The organism is Campylobacter sp. RM19073 (assembly GCF_024723495.1).
Lineage (GTDB): Bacteria > Campylobacterota > Campylobacteria > Campylobacterales > Campylobacteraceae > Campylobacter > Campylobacter porcelli.
Window position 1 is genome coordinate 210,296 of the sequence record NZ_JANQCT010000001.1, and the last position, 18,243, is coordinate 228,538.

Below are 18,243 nucleotides of genomic sequence, written 5' to 3' on the forward strand. Positions count from 1 at the left end.
TCCTACTCAAATGGCGTCATATACCAAGGCAATTTTGCCTTAGTGGAGTTAATATCATTTAAAGGCGAGTTATCAACCTTATCTTGATATATCGCAGCTGAATCTGGTCTATCAAGCTTATCATAAAGATTATAAATATCGGAATTTAAGTAATATTCAGCTAATCTAAATTTAACAAGCATAGTCTCTATAAGTGCTTTATACTGAGTATTTGGGTAATTATTTAAAAATTCATTAATTTGAGAAATGCTCTCTTGGATCAATTTTTGATTACGATTTGGCTTAGAAAATGAGTCGAAATTTGCTTTAATTTTAAGATATTGAATATACTCAATACTCTCTTTTGTGCCATATTTTTTGATATACTCATCTAGATAAAAATTTGCCATTTTATACTCTTCTTCATCTACATGAGCATTAGCTAAGATTATTAAGACTTGCTCTAAATATGGACTAGCCACATGCTCACTAGCAAATGATATATAGTGTTTATTAGCAGTTTCTAAATCAGCATCTTTTATATCATCTAAAATTTGTTTATACCACTGATCTGGAGTAAGATTATATAATTCATTATCCTTTTTAGCTCCGCAACCTGCTAATAGTGTCAAAGATATGACAAATATAGCAGATTTGAATTTCATATTCATTGTAATTTCCTTGATTTATTATTGAATTTAGTGATTATAACAATATTTTGGTAAATTTATGTATTATTAGCAAAAAATTATATATTTTACATTTTAAACTCTATGAATTTGGAATAAAAAATGCTACAATATCACAAACCAAAATTTTTAAGGAGAGTAAAGTGAAATATTCTGTAAAAAACCCCATTCCAGGCTTTGAAAGTATAAAAGAAGTTGAGATAACTAAGATTGATGATTTTTTTGTCAAAATGCAAGATGTTGATAGTAAAACATCATTTACTATGATTAATCCATATGCACTTCGTCCTGATTATGAATTTGACATTCCAACACCATATAAAAATCTACTTGAAATAGATGAAAATTCGCAATTAGAGCTTTATGCAATTGTAGCTATTAGTAGCCCAATTGAAGAATCTACTGTGAATTTCTTAGCACCTGTGCTTTGTAATACCACATCTGCTACATTAGCACAGATCGTTTTAGATAATCGCTACTATCCAAATTTTGGTCAATCAGAGAAAATTAGCAATTATGTCCAAAAACAATAATTTGCTTATAGTGGCTCTTATTTGAGCCACGAATTTATGCGTTATGCCTTCTCATCGATTGAGTTAGTTATCTCAATTATCATTGTATCGATTGGAGTTTATTCGATACCATCAATAATACAAATCTCACATAAAAGTGCTAGTGATATGATTTTATCCCAAGCAATTAGCCAAAGCTATACTAAAATGTTAAATATAATCTCACACCCATGGAGTGATAGCATAGATCCAGCCCTACCCCAGCCCATCTACCACAGCGATACTCTACCGCTAAATTCACTTACTAGCAGACAGATATCTCAAATTTCGCCAAATAATATAAATAATAATAAAAATAGCATAAATGGATTTGATGGCGATAGCGGAGTATTAAAAGCTAGCTCAAAAAGTTTGCTAAATTTAGACTATTTAATTAAGGTTAAATTTGTAGATAAGCCAAATGGTATCAGCTCAAGTGATGCTATGCAAATTAGCATATCAACAAAAGCAAATGATCAATTAATTATACTAAATTCATATAGCTACAATATTGGCGAACCACTAATCAAAAGCCTCATAATCCCAGCAAAAGAGCAGCCGTGAGAAGAGCATTTAGCCTAATAGAGATGATAATCTGTATTGTCGTCGGGGTAATTTTAATAGGGGTAATAATACAAATATATAATCTCTTATATAGCAATTACCTTCACACATCATCGCTTAACAAGCTAGAATCTAGCTCCATAAATACTATGCTAATTATAGAAAATTATCTAAATCAAAGCATTAAAGAATCAATATCTATAAAAAGCAATAATCAAATTCTCCCACTTCATACTAGCATAAATTCAGATGAGTTTATATGGTTTAATCAAAGTGTAGAGAGTCGTCAAAATAGTAGTAGCCAATTTAAGTGGAGCGGATTTGTAGATATTGATAATTTAGAGATTAAGCAAAATTTAATTACTATTAATTCACCTCTAAGTAGCCTTAACTCTAGTTTAAAAGATAGGGTTATAAATAATCTTAAATTTGATAATGATGATATAAGAGTGATATTTAAAGGTAGTGATAATATCTATCAAAACGCATATAAAATTCTAAGCTCAAATGGCGAAAATATCACAATCCAAAGAGAAAATCAACCAATTTTTATAAGTGAAATTTACTATCTAAGCCACAATCTAATATCGCTAAAACTACAAGATAACACTCTAATCTTAAATGAATTTAGCCCAAAAAACCTAAATTCACCCATTAGAAGTAATATCTTAGCCACCAATGTAAGCTCATTTAATATCAAACAAAATGGAGGCAATATAATCTTTAGTCTATGTATGTTTGATAACGATGTAGAGCTTTGTAAAAGTAGCGGAATATGAGGGGTGGATTTAGCCTGATTTTGGCTATAGTTTTTATACTTGCCATCTCAAGCATCGCCTTAAATATTATAACCATAAACTCAACTACAATCTCTATGACAAACCAGCTATATCTACACTCCCAAGCAAAATTAATAGCTATCTCATCTACACAAAATGCCATTGCTAATATCCAGCGTAATGATTTTGATAAAAGCTGTCCGAGCCAATTTACGCTATATTATCCAAATAGTGGGGATTATATGCTAAAATCCGTAGTTACAATCAAATATATCGGCGGTAAAATGCCTAAATCTTGTAATGCTCAAATTTGGAAAGAGAGCAAAGATGGTAGCGGTATAAAAGCAGCCATAATCCACACTTTAGTAAATTCCAATCCAAATCTACTAATAACCCCAGTAAATATAAGTAAAATAACCACTCAAAAGCCCTAAATAAGATTATTTATGATAAAATAGGTCCAATTTTTCAAAGGAGAGTGCAATGAATACAAGTATTGTAGGCAAACAATTTGAGCTAACTGAATCTATCAAAAACTATTGCGATAGTGCTTTTGATGCCCTTGGTAAATATAATTTAGATATTATATCTGCTAAGGCTATAATCTCAGCTGATGAAAGAAATGGCAAAAAGGGATTTGATGTGGAATTTGCTATTAATCTAGCTAAAAAAGATACAATAGTAATTCGCCAAAAAGATAAAGATCTATATGCCGCAATCGATCTAGCGCTTGATAGGGCCAGTAAGGTTCTTCGCAGACACCACGATAAGCTAGTAACTCACAAAAATAGCGATGAGATTAAAGAGAGTAAAATAGCTGATGAGATAGCTATTGATGGTGCTGATGAGATAGTCCCTACTGAGCTTGAGCTATATAAACCTATGGAGATTGAAGAGGCTTTAAATAAACTCAAAGATAGCGGTGCGCAATTTTATGTATTTAATGATATGGATGCTAAAATGCGTGTCATATACAAAAGAAATGATGGAAAATTTGGATTATATTAATCTAGCATATTAAATATTCTAAAAAGGGGGTTATACCCCCCCCAAAAAAAAAATATTTTAAATTTAAATATAAAGGCAAATTATGAAGTATTGCAAAAATTGTTTGCAGCCAGATACTCGCCCGGGGGTAGTTTTTATAGATGGAATTTGTGGTGCTTGTAGATGGGAATATGAGTCTAAAAAGATTAATTGGAAGCAAAGAGAAAATGAGCTAAAGGATATAGCACAAAATGCCAAAACAAAAGCAAAAGGTGCTTATGACTGCGTAGTTGGCGTAAGTGGCGGTAAGGACTCTACATTTCAAGCTTTTTATGCTAGAGATGTGCTTGGACTTCGTGTCTTGCTAGTTAATCACGAGCCACTAGAGATAACGCCTATTGGTAGAGCAAATTTTGAGAATTTAAAAAATCATGGATTTGAGACAATATCTATAAATCCAAATCGCCACATAGCTAAAAAATTGATGAAAAAAGCGTTTTGGGAGTATCTAAACCCTACAAAACCTATTGAATACACACTATACGCATCAGCTTATATAATTGCTGATATGTTTAATATCCCTATGATTTTACAAGGCGAAAATGCGGCCTTAACTCTAGGGGCTAATAAAGGACTTCAAGATAAGAGCGGAAACGCCTTAAATATAGTCCAATCAAACACTTTAAAAGATGACCCACTCTCTATCTATATAGATGAAGAGATAGAGCTAAAAGATCTATTTTTATATAAAGTTCCAGTAAAAGAGCTGATACAAAAGGATATAACCGCTGTATGGCTAAACTACTACACAGATAAATGGAGCACAGGCAATAATGCTAAATTCTCAATGCAAAGAGGTCTTAGCATATATCCAAAAGATATAAATCCATATGATATAGGCACATATCGCAGATGCTCTCAGCTTGATGCTTATACAACTATAGTAAATCAATATTTTAAATATGTTAAATTTGGCTTTGGGCAATGCGCTGATCATGTCGGATATGATTTAAGAAAAGAGAATATAAGTAAAGATGAGGCTAAATTTTTACTTCGTGAATTAGATGGCAAGTATGGGGAATTTTACATGGATAAGATGAGCTCATATCTAGACCTTAGTAAAGATGAGATTATAGCTCATGCTAATAAATTTAGGGGCGATATGTTTGAGCTTGATGAGAATGGAGATTATAAGCTTAAAGACCCTATCTGGGAGATAGAGCCTATAAAGGGCGATTATAGCGTTAAAGATATTATGTCAAAACTAGATTATTAATCTTGATAGTAAGCTACTATATCGCTTACTACTTTTGATATTTTATCTAAGGATTTTAGCTCTAAATTCTCATTTATGCTGTGTGGTGAGTGGATATTTGGCCCGATTGACGCAGCTTGTAAGCCCCTTTGCTTAGCTACAAATACCCCACACTCAAGTCCAGCATGAACTGCTTGAAATCTCGCATTTGGATTATACTTTTGCATAAAATTTAGCACTAAATTAGCAAATTCGCCTATATCTGGTGTCCAAGCCCCACTACGCTCAAAAAAGCTTACATCAAACCCAGCAAGTCTAGCTAAATTTGATGTCTCAAATTTCACTCTCTCTAGCCCATCTTCACTCATTGAACGAGCGAAAAAATCTATCTCTAAGCTATCTTTACTATCATTAATTATAGATAAATTTATACTATCTCTAACAATTCTAAGGCTCTCATCATAGCTCCTAACGCCTTGAGAGAAGCTATTTATAAAATCTAGTATATTTTGGCTTTGCTTAATCACTTCGCACTCACAATTTCTAAGATATTTTACACTCACCCTATCATCATTATAAGAGATATTATCACACACCATTAATGCCTTAGCATTCACAGGAATGGAGTTGCTCCTCTCACCACCGCTAAAGCTTACTATTTTACCGCCATTTTTGGCTATAAACTCAGCCATTATTTTTATGGAATTTGGTATATCTTTTATAATCTCTATCCCACTATGCCCTCCAGGCAAGCCGCTTACATTAAGCTCATATAAATTTGATTTTATAGCCACCATCTCTTTAGATATTTTAGCTCTAATTAGCTCCCCAGCAGCACACCCTATAAATACCCCATCTTCATCTTCGCTATCTAAATTTAAAAGCCGACTACTTTTAAACTCCTTTTTAAAGCCATTAGCTCCGATTAATCCAACCTCTTCATTAGCGCTAAATAAAATCTCAAGATTATCAAATTTACTCATCATCTCCATCATCATCGCCACGCCAATTCCATTATCAGCACCTAAGCTAGAGTTTTTCGCACGCAAAATATCCCCATCAAATATCAGCTTAATATCTGGCGCATCACCTACGCAAACCATATCATAATGCGATTGAAGGCAAATTTTTGGCTTGCCTTTAAAGGCGTATATATTATCAAATTCATCAATTTCAACGCTGTATCCACAACTTTTAGCAAATTCAACCAGATAATCCCTAAGCTTTAAAGCATTAAAACTACAATGAGGAATGGCACAAATTTGCTTAAATTTATCTAATATTTGCATATTTTACTCCCAAATTTTTGCAAAATTATATCTAATTAAACAAAATAATGGTAACATTATCGCTATGAGAAATTTGATTATTTTTACTATTTTGGTGCTACTTTTACAAGGTTGCTTATGGGTAAATAAGCGCGGAATTTCAGATAAATACTACAATGGTTGTAAAGAGTATTATGACGCCTCTGGAGTCTATCATAAAAAGTGCGATGAAAATCTAATAGATTGGAAAGATTTATGAATAACACTTATAATGAGCTTTTAGCTAGAATTTCAAAGCTTGATAATAGCAACTCCAAGCTTATCTTAGATGATAGCGTAAGGCTAGAGATACCAAATTTTACTAAAGATATTAAGGATATGGCTCTAGCCCTAAAGCCTTGGAGAAAGGGGCCATTTCATCTAAATGAGCTTTTTATCGATAGCGAGTGGAGAAGTTTTGTTAAGTTTAATATCCTAAAACCGCATTTAAATTTAAAAGATAAAGTTGTAGCCGATGTAGGCTGTAATAATGGCTATTATATGTTTAAAATGCTCGAATTTAAGCCAAAAAGCATAGTTGGATTTGACCCTAGTGAGTTAGCATTTTTGCAATTTAGCTTTATTAACCATTTTGCTAAAAGTGATATAAAATTTGAGATAGCTGGAGTGGAGAGTTTGCCTAGTTATGGTATTAAATTTGATACGATTTTTTGCCTTGGAGTTTTATACCATAGGAGCGATCCTATAAAGTGCTTAAAGGAGCTAAAATCCGCTATGAAGCAAGGTGGCGAGGTCTTTATAGATACTATGTATATTGAGCGTGATGATGAGATGGTGCTAAGTCCAAATGGCAGCTACTCCAAAATCCCAAATATCAGCTTTATCCCAAGTATAAAAGCACTGCAAAACTGGGTCAAAAGAGCTAAATTTAAAAGCTTTGAAATTTTAGCCACCAAAGATACTGATAGCTTCGAGCAACGCAAAACTAAGTGGATTGATAGCCAAAGCTTGGAGGATTTTTTAGACCCAAATGATAGCTCAAAGACAATTGAGGGCTATCCAGCACCAAAGAGAGTTTATATAAGATTAACTTAAAGGTAGATTATGAGTGAATATGATGAGAGTTTGCAAGATATTGGATTGATAGATAGCTCAGAGCGTTTTCAAGGGATTTTAAATATTCCAATGTCTATAAATTCAACACTATGTGGTGGAATATTAGATATGAAGTCAAACTACGCTAAAACCGCTTTGATGGCTAGTAATGAGATGGTTTTTGATGATGAGAGATTAGTTCATGGTGGATTTATCATTGGAGCTGGGGAGTGGGCTGCACATGTAGCTGTAAATACTCAATACTCAGTTACCATAAGCACAAAAGCAAATTTATACGCTCCAGCTAGGGTTGGGGATTTGATTGAATTTGAAGCTCACGCTTACTTTGAAGAGTCCAAAAAGCGTGAGATAAAAGTAGTAGGCACCATCAAAGGCGTAAAGGTCTTTGAAGGCACATACCAAATAGTTGTATTAGAAGAGCATATATTTAAACTTCAACAAAAGAAAAAATCTGACGACAACGATGAATAGTAGCCTATATAGCTTGAGCCCATCTGGTTAAAGAGCTTCTTTGGCTATCTAGAGTTGTTGGCTCTCCATGCCCTGGATATATCTTATAATTTTTAAATTCAAGAACCTTATATAGGCTTTTTTTCATTAGCTTTCCATCGCTAAAAGGAAAGTCATATCTACCAATTGAATCTTTAAATATAAAATCCCCACTAAACATAACTTCACCAGCTGTTATCACGCTGCACCCTGGCGTATGCCCAGCAAAGTGATGAAAGCAAAATTTAACCCCACCAAGCTCAATCTCATCTTTATCATCTACCATAATATCTGGCTCAAATTTCGCTTTTAAAAGCCCAAATGGATCATTTTGGCACATAAAAGCATCATCTTTGGGGATATAAATTTTGATTTTAAACTCATCTTTTATAGCTAAGCAATCATAAACATGATCAAAATGCCCATGAGTGCATAATATCGCTAAAGGATTTTTACACACTCTTTTAACCCACTCATAAGCCCCATCGCCTGGATCTATTATGACCTCTCCATCATCTAAAACAACCACATAACAATTCGTCCCATAAATGCCAAAAGACCTTGAAATAATCTGCATTTTTACCTTTCTGATAATAAATTTAAATATTATAAGATATATTTTACCTTAAAATAGATATAATTTTGCCAATATTTTTATAGGTGATATTAGTGGAAAATTTTAAATTCTTAGAAAATAAACTTATAAATTTTCTTAGTTCTTATCTAAATAGCTCTAAAGCAAATGGCTTTATCCTTGGGCTAAGTGGCGGTCTAGACTCTGCGGTTGTGGCTACTCTTTGTTCTAAAGTCGCACCCACAAAAGCCCTTATAATGCCTACTTCTAGCTCAAATAAGGTAAATTTAAATGACGCTTTAACCCTATGTCAAAGCTTAAAAATAGACCATCAAATAGTAGATATCAGCGAAATTTTAGCCTCATTTTTACCTTTTAGCGATGAAAATGATAGATTAAGAGTTGGTAATATCACTGCTAGAATTCGTATGATAATGCTATATGATCAATCTGCTAAGCTAGGATATTTAGTCGCAGGCACGAGTAATAAAAGCGAGAGACTACTAGGATATGGGACAATATATGGAGATATGGCGTGTGCTTTAAATCCAATTGCTAATATCTATAAAAGCGATCTTTTTAAATTTGCTTCATATCTTGAGATTAATCAAAATATAATAGATAAAGCCCCAAGTGCTGACTTATGGCCAAATCAAAGCGATGAGAGTGAGCTAGGATATAGCTATAAAGAGATTGATGAGCTATTAAAAGCTATAGAAAATAGTGATGATCTATCCAAATTTGATAGCGAGCTTAAAAGCCAAATCATAGATAGAATGGCTAAAAATAGCTTCAAACTAAAACCACCAGCGATACCATAAATTAGGAGATTTAATGAGAGATATACCATTTTTTCGCCCACTGATTACAGATAGAGAACACGAGCTTATCAAAGAGACCTTAGAGAAAAATGCGAACTATATGGTTGAGAATTTAGAAAACAACATAAAAAATTTCTTTGGTGCTAAACACGCCATTACGACAAATAACGGCACCGCTGCTATCCATCTAAGCCTATGTGCGATGGATTTAAAGCGTGGAGATAAGATTATTTGCTCGGTTAATGCCTTCCCTAGCATTGCTCAAGTTATTAGACATTTTGATGCTGAGCCGATATTTGTAGATATTAATGAAGATGATTTTAATATAGACCCAAATGATTTAGAAAAAATCCTAAAAACCCAAAAACATAAAAAACTAAAAGCCGCATTTATCACTCATGTAGCCGGTCAAAGTGCCGATATGGACGCCATATACGCCCTTGCTAATGAGTATGATATAAAGATTATTGATGATGCTAGTAGAGCGATGGGAGCTACATATAAGGGTAAGTTAATTGGCAATATGAGCTCATATATGTCTTGCTTTCAGATCAATCCACAAGTCCAACACGCAGTAGCAACTACTGGGATTATAGTTACAAATGATGATGAGATGGCTAGTCGTGCAAGGCTCATTCGCAACCACGCTATAATCAATGATAGCTTTGATAAAGATGGAAATTTAGGATATATGTATGATGTTATAGATATTGGACAAAAATATGATTTAAATTCACTCTGTGCGGCATATAGTATCGCTCAATTTGAAAAGCTTGATATGTTTATTGAGCATAGAAAAGCTATAGCAGCTATATATAATGAAGAGTTAAAAGATTGCCCGCATATCACCACTCCAGTAATTAAGCGAGATCACATCTATAATCAATATATAATCAAAATTGATAAAAACCGAGATAGCTTTGCTAGAGAGCTAAAGGATATTGGCATTCACACTAGCCTTCACTACCGCCCAATGCATCTACTAAGCTACTATAAAAATAAATACCACTTAAGGGTAAATGACTTCCCAAAAGCACTTAAATCTTATCAGCAAATTCTCTCACTACCTATATATGCCGCCTTAAGCGATGAAGAGGCGCTATATATCTGCAATGCAGTCAAATCAGTAGCTCAAAATCGTGTTTAACCCTAAATTACACGCTTGGTTGGAGAGATACTTTTATCAGCCAGGCTATTTTGAGATAGTTATTAGCACCCTACTCTTGCCATTTTCACTGATATATTACTGCTTGGTTTGGGTGAAATTTAAACTTGCTAAGCCGGTTAAATTTAGCATTCCAGTCATCAGCGTTGGTAACTTAATCTTAGGCGGTAGTGGCAAAACCCCGCTTACAAAGGCGATATTTAATGAATTTAGCCACAAATATAAGATATTTATAATCCTAAGAGGCTATAAAAGAGAGTCTAAAGGTATGCAAATAGTCGCCTTAAATGGTGTTATAAAGTGCGATGTAGCAACTAGCGGCGATGAGGCTATGGAGTATGCCATAAGCCTTAAAAATGCTAATGTAATCGTCTCAAATGACCGCAAAATCGCTATAGATAAAGCCATTAGCCTTGGCGCTAATCTTGTAATTTTAGATGATGGATTTGGCAAGGCTGATATTTATAAACTAAATATTTTGCTCCATCCAGCCAAAGAGCCAAGATTAAATTTCACCATACCAAGCGGAGTTTATCGCTATCCAAAAAGCTTTTATAACTTAGCTGATATTACCTTAAAAAGTAGCGATATAATCAAAGAAAATAGCATTATAAACCCCACTGATAAAATGGTTTTAGTAAGCGGTATTGCTAATCCTTCAAGACTTAGCTTCATATATGATAGCTGCGTTGGATATGAGCATTTTAAAGATCATCATAAATTTAGTAAATTTGAGTGTGAGAGTATATTAAAAAAATATAACGCCGATTCGCTTTTAGTAACGCAAAAAGATTATGTAAAGATTAAAGATTTTGGCTTAAAGCTCTCAATTTTAGAGCTTAAAACTACTATTTTGCCAAATTTAATAGATAAAATTGATATGTTTATCAAAAGCTACCAAATTTCAGATAGAATATACTCAAATTCACAAAAAGGAGATCTATGTTAAAAAGCAGTAGAACAGCTGAAGTAATTCTTAGTGCTTTGCCATATATACAGAAATTTAGGGATAAAATTTTTGTGATTAAATATGGAGGCGCAGCACAGATAGATGATAAGCTCAAAGATAGCTTTGCTAGGGATATTGTGCTTTTACAAATTGTTGGTATCAAGGTTATATTAGTCCATGGGGGCGGTAAAACAATTAACTCATTTTTGGATAGGCTTGAGATTAAAAGCGAATTTATAAATGGACTTAGAGTTACTGATAGCCAGACTATGCAAATAGTGGAGATGGCACTAAGTGGCTTAGTAAATAAAGAGATTACTAGTATGCTAAATAAGCACGGCGCAAGAGCCATAGGAGTTAGCGGTAAAGATGATAATATGCTAAGAGCTAAAGCTATGGATAATGGCAAATACGGCTTTGTAGGCGATATTACCAGCGTAGATGATAGGCTGATTAACTCACTTTTAGATGATGGATTGATACCAGTCATCGCACCAATTGCCATTGGAGAAAACTACGAATCATACAATATCAATGCCGATTTATGCGCTAGTGCGATTGCTAGTAAATTAAGAGCTAATAAGGTAATATTTTTAAGCGATATAAAAGGTGTTTTGGATAAAAATTCAAATTTAATTGGCAAACTTAATGAAAATAGCATTAATGAGCTTAAAAAAGATGGCACAATAAGCGGTGGAATGATACCTAAAATAGATGCGTGTCTAGAGTGTATAAGAAGCGGTGTAGGCTCAGCACATATAATTGATGGTAGAATTCCACACTCATTGCTATTAGAGATTTTCACAGATGAAGGCATAGGGAGTATAATACAATGAAATTTATAATTATAAAATTAGAAAAAGATATGAGTAAAAAGGCGTTAAAAGAGCTTTCAAAGCATAAATCAGTATATGAAATTTACCACTTAAACCAGCACAACGCTAAGAAAATATTAGATATTAACATTGATGATAGTAAAGAGCTTATAGCAATCATAGGCAAATACAAGAAGATTAAATCTATTTTAGAAAGAGATTTCCCTGAGCTTATTAGAAATTTAGAAGCTAGAAAGCTAAATGAGATGAATCCTAAAAGTATTAAGGCGCTAAAAGATATTAATCTACCAAAATTAGTAGGCACTAGAGCTAATTTTACAGATGAAGATAATGAGCCTGTGAATTTGGATTACGCACTTCTTAATCCAGCAGCTAAATATGGCGGATTATACTCTCCAATCAATCTACCATTAATTAGCAAAAAAGAGTTTAAAAAGCTCTCAAATATGGATTATAATAAATTTGCACTAGAGATTATCAAAAAATTTAACTTCAATATAAGCTTAAATAAATTTAAAAAAGCCATAGATAGATATAATAAATTTGATAAAAGTGCTGTAGAGATCAAAAAAATAAACAAAAATCTATATATAAATGAGCTTTGGCACGGACCTACAAGAGCCTTTAAAGATATGGCACTTCAGCCTTTTGGGGAGCTTTTAAGTTCGCTTTCTAATGGCAATAAACAGCTAATAATGTGTGCTACAAGCGGAGATACTGGCCCAGCTACTTTAAGCTCGTTTGAGAATGCTAAGGATATTAAGGTAGTTTGTCTATACCCTAAAGATGGCACAAGCCAAGTCCAAAGACTCCAAATGATAAATCAAAAGGCGCCAAATCTCAAAGTTATTGGTATTGAGGGTAATTTTGATGATGCGCAACAAGCACTTAAAATGCTATTAAATGATGATGAATTTAAAAACACGCTAAAAGATTTAGGCTACAATCTAAGTGCGGCAAATTCAGTAAATTTTGGTAGAATTTTATTTCAAATAATATATCATATCTATGTCTGTGTCCATATAAACAAAAATAAAAAACCAATTGATATAATCATTCCAAGTGGCAACTTCGGCAACGCACTTGGAGCGTATTACGCTAAAAAAATGGGTGCAAATATCGATAAAATCAAGATAGCTTCTAATAAAAATAATATCTTAACCGAGTTTTTTAATACCGGAATTTACGATCTAAACAACAAAGAGCTAATCCATACAATCAGCCCAGCGATGGATATTTTAATTAGCTCAAACATTGAAAGATTGCTATTTGATAAATTTGGCCCAGTAAGAACTAAAGAGCTAATGGATAACCTAGCAAATAGTAAAAAATATGAGCTGACAAACGATGAGCTAGAGGTGCTTAAGGCTGAATTCCAAGCAAATTATTGCGATGATGATGAGTGTATGGAGAATATTTGTAAAGTGGCTAAAAACGGTATATTAATAGACCCGCACACTGCTACATGCTTAAAATTAACTCAAGATGACCATCTAAGCGTGATCACCTCAACTGCTCAATGGGTTAAATTCACTCCAAGTATGATTAAAGCACTAAAAAATAGAGATAGCAGTGATGAACTAGCCGATATGAAGTTACTAGCTAATAAGTATCATATCAAACTTCCAAAAAGCATAATAAAACTATTTAAAGAAGATGAAATTCACACTCAAGTCGTAAAAAAAGATGAGATAAAATCAAATATAATAGATTGGATAAAAAGATGATAATCATACCAGCCCGCCTAGCTTCAACTAGATTTGCTAATAAAATCCTAGCCGATATAGGTGGGATTCCTATGTTTATAAAAACTGCCAAATTAGCCAGTAAATGCGATGATGTAGCCATAGCTTGCGATGATGAGGCCATAGCTCAAATCGCAACTAAATTTGGGATAAAAGCCATAATGACAAGCAAAGATCACAATAGTGGCACCGATAGAATCAACGAAGCGGCTAAAAAGCTAAATTTAAATAGCGATGATATTGTGATAAATCTACAAGCCGATGAGCCATTTTTCGAAGAGAAAAATCTAATTAAATTTAAAGACTTCACCGCTCAAAGAATCAAAGATGGGGCTTTTATGACTAGTTGCTTGAAATTTACTAGCCATGAAGAGGCTAAAAACCCAAATTTAGTCAAGGTAATAACCGATAAAGATGATTACGCCATATACTTCTCACGCTCACTAATCCCATATCCAAGGAGTCGTTGCGATCTATATAAAGCACATATTGGGATTTACGGATATAGCGTAGATACCTTGGCTCAGTTTTGCTCTCTTACTACTAAAGAGCTTGAAAATATAGAGAAATTAGAGCAATTAAGAGCCTTATCAAGTGGCAAAAATATAGCTATGCTTGAGATAAATAGTAGTAGCATTGGTATTGATACCATCGAAGATCTCCAAGCTGCTGCAAATAAATTTGGATTTACATCTACTTTACTGCGATGAATACAGCCACAAAAGAGTTAAAATCACACCCAAAAATTTATCAAAAGCTAATGCTATTATACATCATTATTTTAGCTGTATATGGCTCAATGTATGCTTACTCTGGGCTATTTTTTCTATTTACAAATTTTGCAATATGCTTTTTCATATCTACGGCTCTTTATATTGATTTTAACGAGCCAAAATTTGAAAAAATTATAAATTTTTGGATTCAAATTAGTGCCACTTATGCTATGGTTATATCCATAATTACACTAGGCTGGGGATATGGATTTGAGCTATTTTTGCTTGAGTTAATAGGCGTTTGCTATGTATCGCCAATGAAAAATTTATTTATCAAATTTATGCTTCCATCTCTTCAGCTAATTCTATTTATAGTCTTATACTTTACATTTGGAGATCAAGATATTAAATATGGCTCACCAACACTTCAGCATATTAGCTTTCTATTTTGCTTTTTTATGATTGCTATTAAATTTATAGTATTACAAGATAGCCACAGCAATACCTATGCTATGGATATTATCACTACACAAAATGAGAATATCAGCTATAAAAATATCGCTGAAATTGACTATCTAACTGGCTTATACAATAGAGCTCCAATGAATGAGATAATAGAGCAAAATTTCAAAATGCTATCAAATAAAAAGATTAAATCACTAGCTATTATCCTTTGTGATATAGATAATTTTAAAAGCATAAATGACGCCTATGGTCATATATTTGGTGATATAGTTCTATCTAAAGTAGCAGAGATACTAGATAATAAAATATCTAAATTTGGTAAGATTAGTCGCTGGGGCGGAGAGGAATTTTTAGCTATAATTCCAGCTCAAAATATAAAAAGATCAATCCAAATCGCAGAATCTGCTAGAGTAGCCATTCATAGTGCCAATCCAAATAAAGTCCCAATTAGCGCTACATTTGGTCTATTATACATAGAAGATGCCATAGATATAAATCAAGCTATTAGCCTTGCTGATAACCTACTTTATCGTGGTAAAAATCAAGGTAAAAATCAAGTAGTATCGGAAAAATATGAAACTAATAAGCGATAATCTCTCATTTAATTTCAAATTTGTATTAACGCTATTTTTGTGCGTTACACTTCTATACTCTTTTATATTTTACATGATAGATATGTATATTCTATCTGCTGTCTCATTTTTGGGGCTTTTTGTCTATGCTGTTTCTATTAAATCCATAGATGAAAATGAGTATGATAGGGTATTTTTGCTATCGCATTTGCATATTGTCATATCAGCGATGTTGGCTACTATTATACTTGGGTGGGATTATGGGTTTTATCTTATTATTATAGCTATTGCATCAACTACATATCTAAATATCTTTAAAAATAGAGTGATTACTTATCTATTAGCTGGATTTGATTTTGCTATTTTTATCTTTGTTTATATGATCTCAAATATATATTTTCCAAAAGAGCCAGGAGAATTTGTAGAGATATTTTATATAAGCAATCTTGCCTTTTTATTATTTTTATTTGTTGTGATATTTAAGGTTTATGGTATCGTAAATCAGATAAATATCAAAGACCTTCACAGATATAGACATGAGCTAAAAACTGCCTCTCAGACAGATCACCTAACAGGTCTTATAAATAAACGAGCACTAAATATAATACTAGCTAAAAAATCCAATAAAACAATCACCATAGCTATGTGCGATATAGATAACTTTAAGAGTATAAATGATAAATTTGGACATAATGTTGGCGATGAAGTATTAAAAACTCTAGCTAAGATATTTACCGAAAATACAAATAAGTCTGATATAGTCTGTCGCTGGGGCGGAGAGGAGTTTGTCATCGTAGCAACCAATACTAGTAGAATAAATTTTATAAACCAAATTCAAAATATTAGATTTATAATCAATCAAACTCCAGTTAAAATCTCTAATAATAAATCCATTCACTTTACAGTAACATTTGGAATTTCAGATAGCGGGACAGATCCAAACAAACTTACAGATCAAGCTGATAAAAGGCTATATAAAGGTAAAAGAAGTGTCAAAAACTGCATAATTGCCAAATAGAGCTTAAATTATAAAATAATACCAAAGATCGCCACACTTGAAATATTATAAGGAGCTTAGTCGTGGCGATCTGAGTTACCAAAAATGGTAACTCTAAAAATATTAATCTACTTTTTCATACTACCTGTTTTATTAAATCTATCATGCCAGCTTAAAGCTTCGCTTAAAATATGTGGAGTATGACCTGGCTTTGGCTGAGCGCACGCTCTATCGAAGTAGTCTTGTAGCATATCTCTATAATCTGGATGAGCTATAGCTATCATCTTTTGCGCTCTCTGTCTTGGACTACAACCTCTTAAATCAGCATATCCATACTCAGTTACAACCACCATAGTATCATGCTCAGTGTGATCTATATGGCTCACAAAAGGCACAATAGCTGATATCGCTCCACCCTTTGCTACTGAAGGGGTTAAAAACAGAGATAGATAGCCATTTCTAGCAAAATCCCCGCTACCGCCAATTCCATTCATCATCTGCGTACCCATAACATTAGTTGAGTTTATATTGCCATAGATATCGGCTTCTAGCATACCATTCATAGCTACAACCCCAAGGCGTCTTACTAATTCTGGGCTATTTGATATCTCTTGTGGGCGAAGAATTATATGCTCTTTATAGAAATCAACATTTTTTCTAAATTCCTCTACCGCAGTTGGGCTAAGTGAGAGAGCTGAAGCTGAGGCTAGATCAACAGTGCCATCTTTAACAAGGTCTAGCATACCATCTTGGATAACTTCTGAGTAGCACTCAAGTCCTTTATATCCAGCCTTACTAAGAGCGGCTAAAACAGCGTTAGCCACATTACCAATACCACTTTGAAGAGGTAGCAATTTACCCTTTGGTAACCTACCAGCAGCCTCTTCGGCAGCGAAAAATTTAGCCACATTATCACCAATGGCTATTGAAACCTCATCAAGTGGAGTAAAGCTATTTAGCCTATCTTCAGTAGAGCTTAATACCACACCTACAACCTTATCAAAATCCACGCTCATATATGGAGTTCCTATGCGATCTCTAGCAGTTTTAAGTGGAATTGGCTCACGAAATGGTGGTTTGGCTTGGACATAGATATCATGAAATCCCTCTAGCTCTTTTGGTTGATGAGTATTTAACTCCAAAATCACCTTTTTAGCAGCATTTAACCAAGCTTGGTTATTGCCTACTGAGGTGGTAGGGATTAATTTGCCATCTTCTGTGATACCTGAAATTTCAATCACAGCAAAATCCATATCACCAAAATATCCGCACTCTACTTGCCACGCAAGAGATGATAGATGGACATCTAAATATCTAGTTTCACCAGCATTAATACGGCCTCTCATACTTGGGTCTGTATTAAATGGAGTTCTAAACTCAACACAATTAGCCTTAGCTAGCGCTCCATCTAGATCCACATCAGTACTAGCACCAGAATATATACTAATCTTATATTCCTCGCCAGCTTCATGTAGCTTTTGAGCTCTATTGGCAATTGCGATTGGGATATATAGAGGGCTTCCAGCGCCGACAAATCCACTAAATCCGATTTGAGCCTTATGCGGGATGAGAGCTGCTGCTTCATCTGCTTTGATAACCTTAGATAGATATCTAGCGTCTTTGATACGACTAGTATCATTTATAGTATTGTCAATCATTTTTATCCTTTAATTAAAATTTAGCTTGATTATAAGCAAAATTTCTATAATTTCTCTTATAATATTAATAG

The 18,243-nt window shown here is 33.5% G+C and carries 21 protein-coding genes; 17 read left to right on the forward strand and 4 right to left on the reverse strand.

What is annotated here, in order from left to right; translation table 11 throughout:
* Nucleotides 1-2: 2 nt before the first annotated feature.
* Nucleotides 3-650: an outer membrane protein assembly factor BamD gene (locus CSUIS19073_RS01080; protein ID WP_086242116.1), complete on the reverse strand. Its 648-nt coding sequence runs from the start codon at nucleotides 648-650 to the stop codon at nucleotides 3-5.
* Between the two features lie 161 nt (nucleotides 651-811).
* Here CSUIS19073_RS01080 and fliW point away from each other — a divergent pair, with 161 nt between their 5' ends.
* The 6 genes from fliW to CSUIS19073_RS01110 all read left to right on the forward strand — a co-directional run bounded on the left by fliW (nucleotide 812) and on the right by CSUIS19073_RS01110 (nucleotide 4,825).
* Nucleotides 812-1,201: a flagellar assembly protein FliW gene (fliW, locus tag CSUIS19073_RS01085; RefSeq protein WP_086242117.1), complete on the forward strand. Its 390-nt coding sequence runs from the start codon at nucleotides 812-814 to the stop codon at nucleotides 1,199-1,201.
* Between the two features lie 21 nt (nucleotides 1,202-1,222).
* Complete coding sequence (locus CSUIS19073_RS01090; protein ID WP_086236729.1) at nucleotides 1,223-1,783, forward strand: hypothetical protein; 561 nt, start codon at nucleotides 1,223-1,225, stop codon at nucleotides 1,781-1,783.
* Nucleotides 1,780-2,562, forward strand: a complete 783-nt coding sequence (locus tag CSUIS19073_RS01095; RefSeq protein WP_086242118.1) for a PilW family protein — start codon at nucleotides 1,780-1,782, stop codon at nucleotides 2,560-2,562. Before CSUIS19073_RS01090 ends, CSUIS19073_RS01095 begins: the two co-directional genes overlap by 4 nt.
* The gene (locus CSUIS19073_RS01100) at nucleotides 2,559-2,996 is read left to right on the forward strand and encodes a hypothetical protein (protein ID WP_086236731.1); all 438 of its coding nucleotides are present in this window, start codon (nucleotides 2,559-2,561) and stop codon (nucleotides 2,994-2,996) included. Before CSUIS19073_RS01095 ends, CSUIS19073_RS01100 begins: the two co-directional genes overlap by 4 nt.
* 49 nt (nucleotides 2,997-3,045) lie before the next feature.
* On the forward strand, nucleotides 3,046-3,570 hold the full coding sequence (gene hpf / locus CSUIS19073_RS01105) for a ribosome hibernation-promoting factor, HPF/YfiA family (protein ID WP_086236732.1): 525 nt from the start codon (nucleotides 3,046-3,048) through the stop codon (nucleotides 3,568-3,570).
* 82 nt (nucleotides 3,571-3,652) lie between these two features.
* Complete coding sequence (locus CSUIS19073_RS01110; protein WP_086242119.1) at nucleotides 3,653-4,825, forward strand: N-acetyl sugar amidotransferase; 1,173 nt, start codon at nucleotides 3,653-3,655, stop codon at nucleotides 4,823-4,825.
* Here CSUIS19073_RS01110 and CSUIS19073_RS01115 read toward each other — a convergent pair.
* Entirely contained in the window at nucleotides 4,822-6,093 is a 1,272-nt protein-coding gene (locus tag CSUIS19073_RS01115; RefSeq protein WP_086242120.1) for a M20/M25/M40 family metallo-hydrolase, read from the reverse strand. The genes CSUIS19073_RS01110 and CSUIS19073_RS01115 overlap by 4 nt on opposite strands.
* A gap of 64 nt (nucleotides 6,094-6,157) precedes the next feature.
* Here CSUIS19073_RS01115 and CSUIS19073_RS01120 point away from each other — a divergent pair, with 64 nt between their 5' ends.
* Genes CSUIS19073_RS01120 through CSUIS19073_RS01130 form a run of 3 tightly spaced genes read left to right on the forward strand, consistent with a single transcriptional unit; the run spans nucleotide 6,158 to nucleotide 7,659 of the window.
* Nucleotides 6,158-6,331: a hypothetical protein gene (locus tag CSUIS19073_RS01120; RefSeq protein WP_180379355.1), complete on the forward strand. Its 174-nt coding sequence runs from the start codon at nucleotides 6,158-6,160 to the stop codon at nucleotides 6,329-6,331.
* Nucleotides 6,328-7,167 carry a tRNA 5-methoxyuridine(34)/uridine 5-oxyacetic acid(34) synthase CmoB gene (cmoB, locus tag CSUIS19073_RS01125; RefSeq protein WP_086236736.1) on the forward strand — a complete coding sequence of 280 codons (840 nt, stop codon included), beginning with the start codon at nucleotides 6,328-6,330 and terminating at the stop codon, nucleotides 7,165-7,167. The genes CSUIS19073_RS01120 and cmoB overlap by 4 nt, the downstream gene beginning before the upstream one ends.
* Before the next feature lie 9 nt (nucleotides 7,168-7,176).
* Nucleotides 7,177-7,659: a thioesterase gene (locus CSUIS19073_RS01130; protein WP_086242121.1), complete on the forward strand. Its 483-nt coding sequence runs from the start codon at nucleotides 7,177-7,179 to the stop codon at nucleotides 7,657-7,659.
* A gap of 4 nt (nucleotides 7,660-7,663) precedes the next feature.
* On the opposite strand, the gene CSUIS19073_RS01135 is transcribed toward CSUIS19073_RS01130, so the two are convergent.
* The gene (locus tag CSUIS19073_RS01135) at nucleotides 7,664-8,254 is read right to left on the reverse strand and encodes an MBL fold metallo-hydrolase (RefSeq protein ID WP_086242122.1); all 591 of its coding nucleotides are present in this window, start codon (nucleotides 8,252-8,254) and stop codon (nucleotides 7,664-7,666) included.
* A gap of 92 nt (nucleotides 8,255-8,346) precedes the next feature.
* Between CSUIS19073_RS01135 and CSUIS19073_RS01140 the strand changes: the two genes are divergently transcribed.
* The 8 genes from CSUIS19073_RS01140 to CSUIS19073_RS01175 all read left to right on the forward strand — a co-directional run bounded on the left by CSUIS19073_RS01140 (nucleotide 8,347) and on the right by CSUIS19073_RS01175 (nucleotide 16,535).
* Nucleotides 8,347-9,072, forward strand: coding sequence for an NAD+ synthase (locus tag CSUIS19073_RS01140; RefSeq protein WP_086236739.1), 726 nt, complete (start codon nucleotides 8,347-8,349; stop codon nucleotides 9,070-9,072).
* Nucleotides 9,073-9,085: 13 nt separating this feature from the next.
* Nucleotides 9,086-10,219: a DegT/DnrJ/EryC1/StrS family aminotransferase gene (locus tag CSUIS19073_RS01145; RefSeq protein ID WP_086242123.1), complete on the forward strand. Its 1,134-nt coding sequence runs from the start codon at nucleotides 9,086-9,088 to the stop codon at nucleotides 10,217-10,219.
* Nucleotides 10,212-11,186 carry a tetraacyldisaccharide 4'-kinase gene (locus tag CSUIS19073_RS01150; protein ID WP_086242124.1) on the forward strand — a complete coding sequence of 325 codons (975 nt, stop codon included), beginning with the start codon at nucleotides 10,212-10,214 and terminating at the stop codon, nucleotides 11,184-11,186. Before CSUIS19073_RS01145 ends, CSUIS19073_RS01150 begins: the two co-directional genes overlap by 8 nt.
* Nucleotides 11,180-12,022 (forward strand): acetylglutamate kinase, encoded by an 843-nt coding sequence (argB, locus tag CSUIS19073_RS01155; protein WP_086242125.1) that lies wholly within the window; start codon nucleotides 11,180-11,182, stop codon nucleotides 12,020-12,022. Before CSUIS19073_RS01150 ends, argB begins: the two co-directional genes overlap by 7 nt.
* A gap of 245 nt (nucleotides 12,023-12,267) precedes the next feature.
* Entirely contained in the window at nucleotides 12,268-13,749 is a 1,482-nt protein-coding gene (gene thrC / locus CSUIS19073_RS01160) for a threonine synthase (RefSeq protein ID WP_236845256.1), read from the forward strand.
* Nucleotides 13,746-14,477 carry a 3-deoxy-manno-octulosonate cytidylyltransferase gene (gene kdsB, locus CSUIS19073_RS01165; RefSeq protein WP_086236743.1) on the forward strand — a complete coding sequence of 244 codons (732 nt, stop codon included), beginning with the start codon at nucleotides 13,746-13,748 and terminating at the stop codon, nucleotides 14,475-14,477. The genes thrC and kdsB overlap by 4 nt, the downstream gene beginning before the upstream one ends.
* Nucleotides 14,474-15,538 (forward strand): GGDEF domain-containing protein, encoded by a 1,065-nt coding sequence (locus CSUIS19073_RS01170; RefSeq protein ID WP_086242126.1) that lies wholly within the window; start codon nucleotides 14,474-14,476, stop codon nucleotides 15,536-15,538. Before kdsB ends, CSUIS19073_RS01170 begins: the two co-directional genes overlap by 4 nt.
* The gene (locus CSUIS19073_RS01175; RefSeq protein WP_086236745.1) at nucleotides 15,519-16,535 is read left to right on the forward strand and encodes a GGDEF domain-containing protein; all 1,017 of its coding nucleotides are present in this window, start codon (nucleotides 15,519-15,521) and stop codon (nucleotides 16,533-16,535) included. Before CSUIS19073_RS01170 ends, CSUIS19073_RS01175 begins: the two co-directional genes overlap by 20 nt.
* 107 nt (nucleotides 16,536-16,642) lie before the next feature.
* On the opposite strand, the gene CSUIS19073_RS01180 is transcribed toward CSUIS19073_RS01175, so the two are convergent.
* Nucleotides 16,643-18,172 (reverse strand): succinate CoA transferase, encoded by a 1,530-nt coding sequence (locus CSUIS19073_RS01180; protein ID WP_180379356.1) that lies wholly within the window; start codon nucleotides 18,170-18,172, stop codon nucleotides 16,643-16,645.
* Between the last annotated feature and the right edge of the window lie 71 nt (nucleotides 18,173-18,243).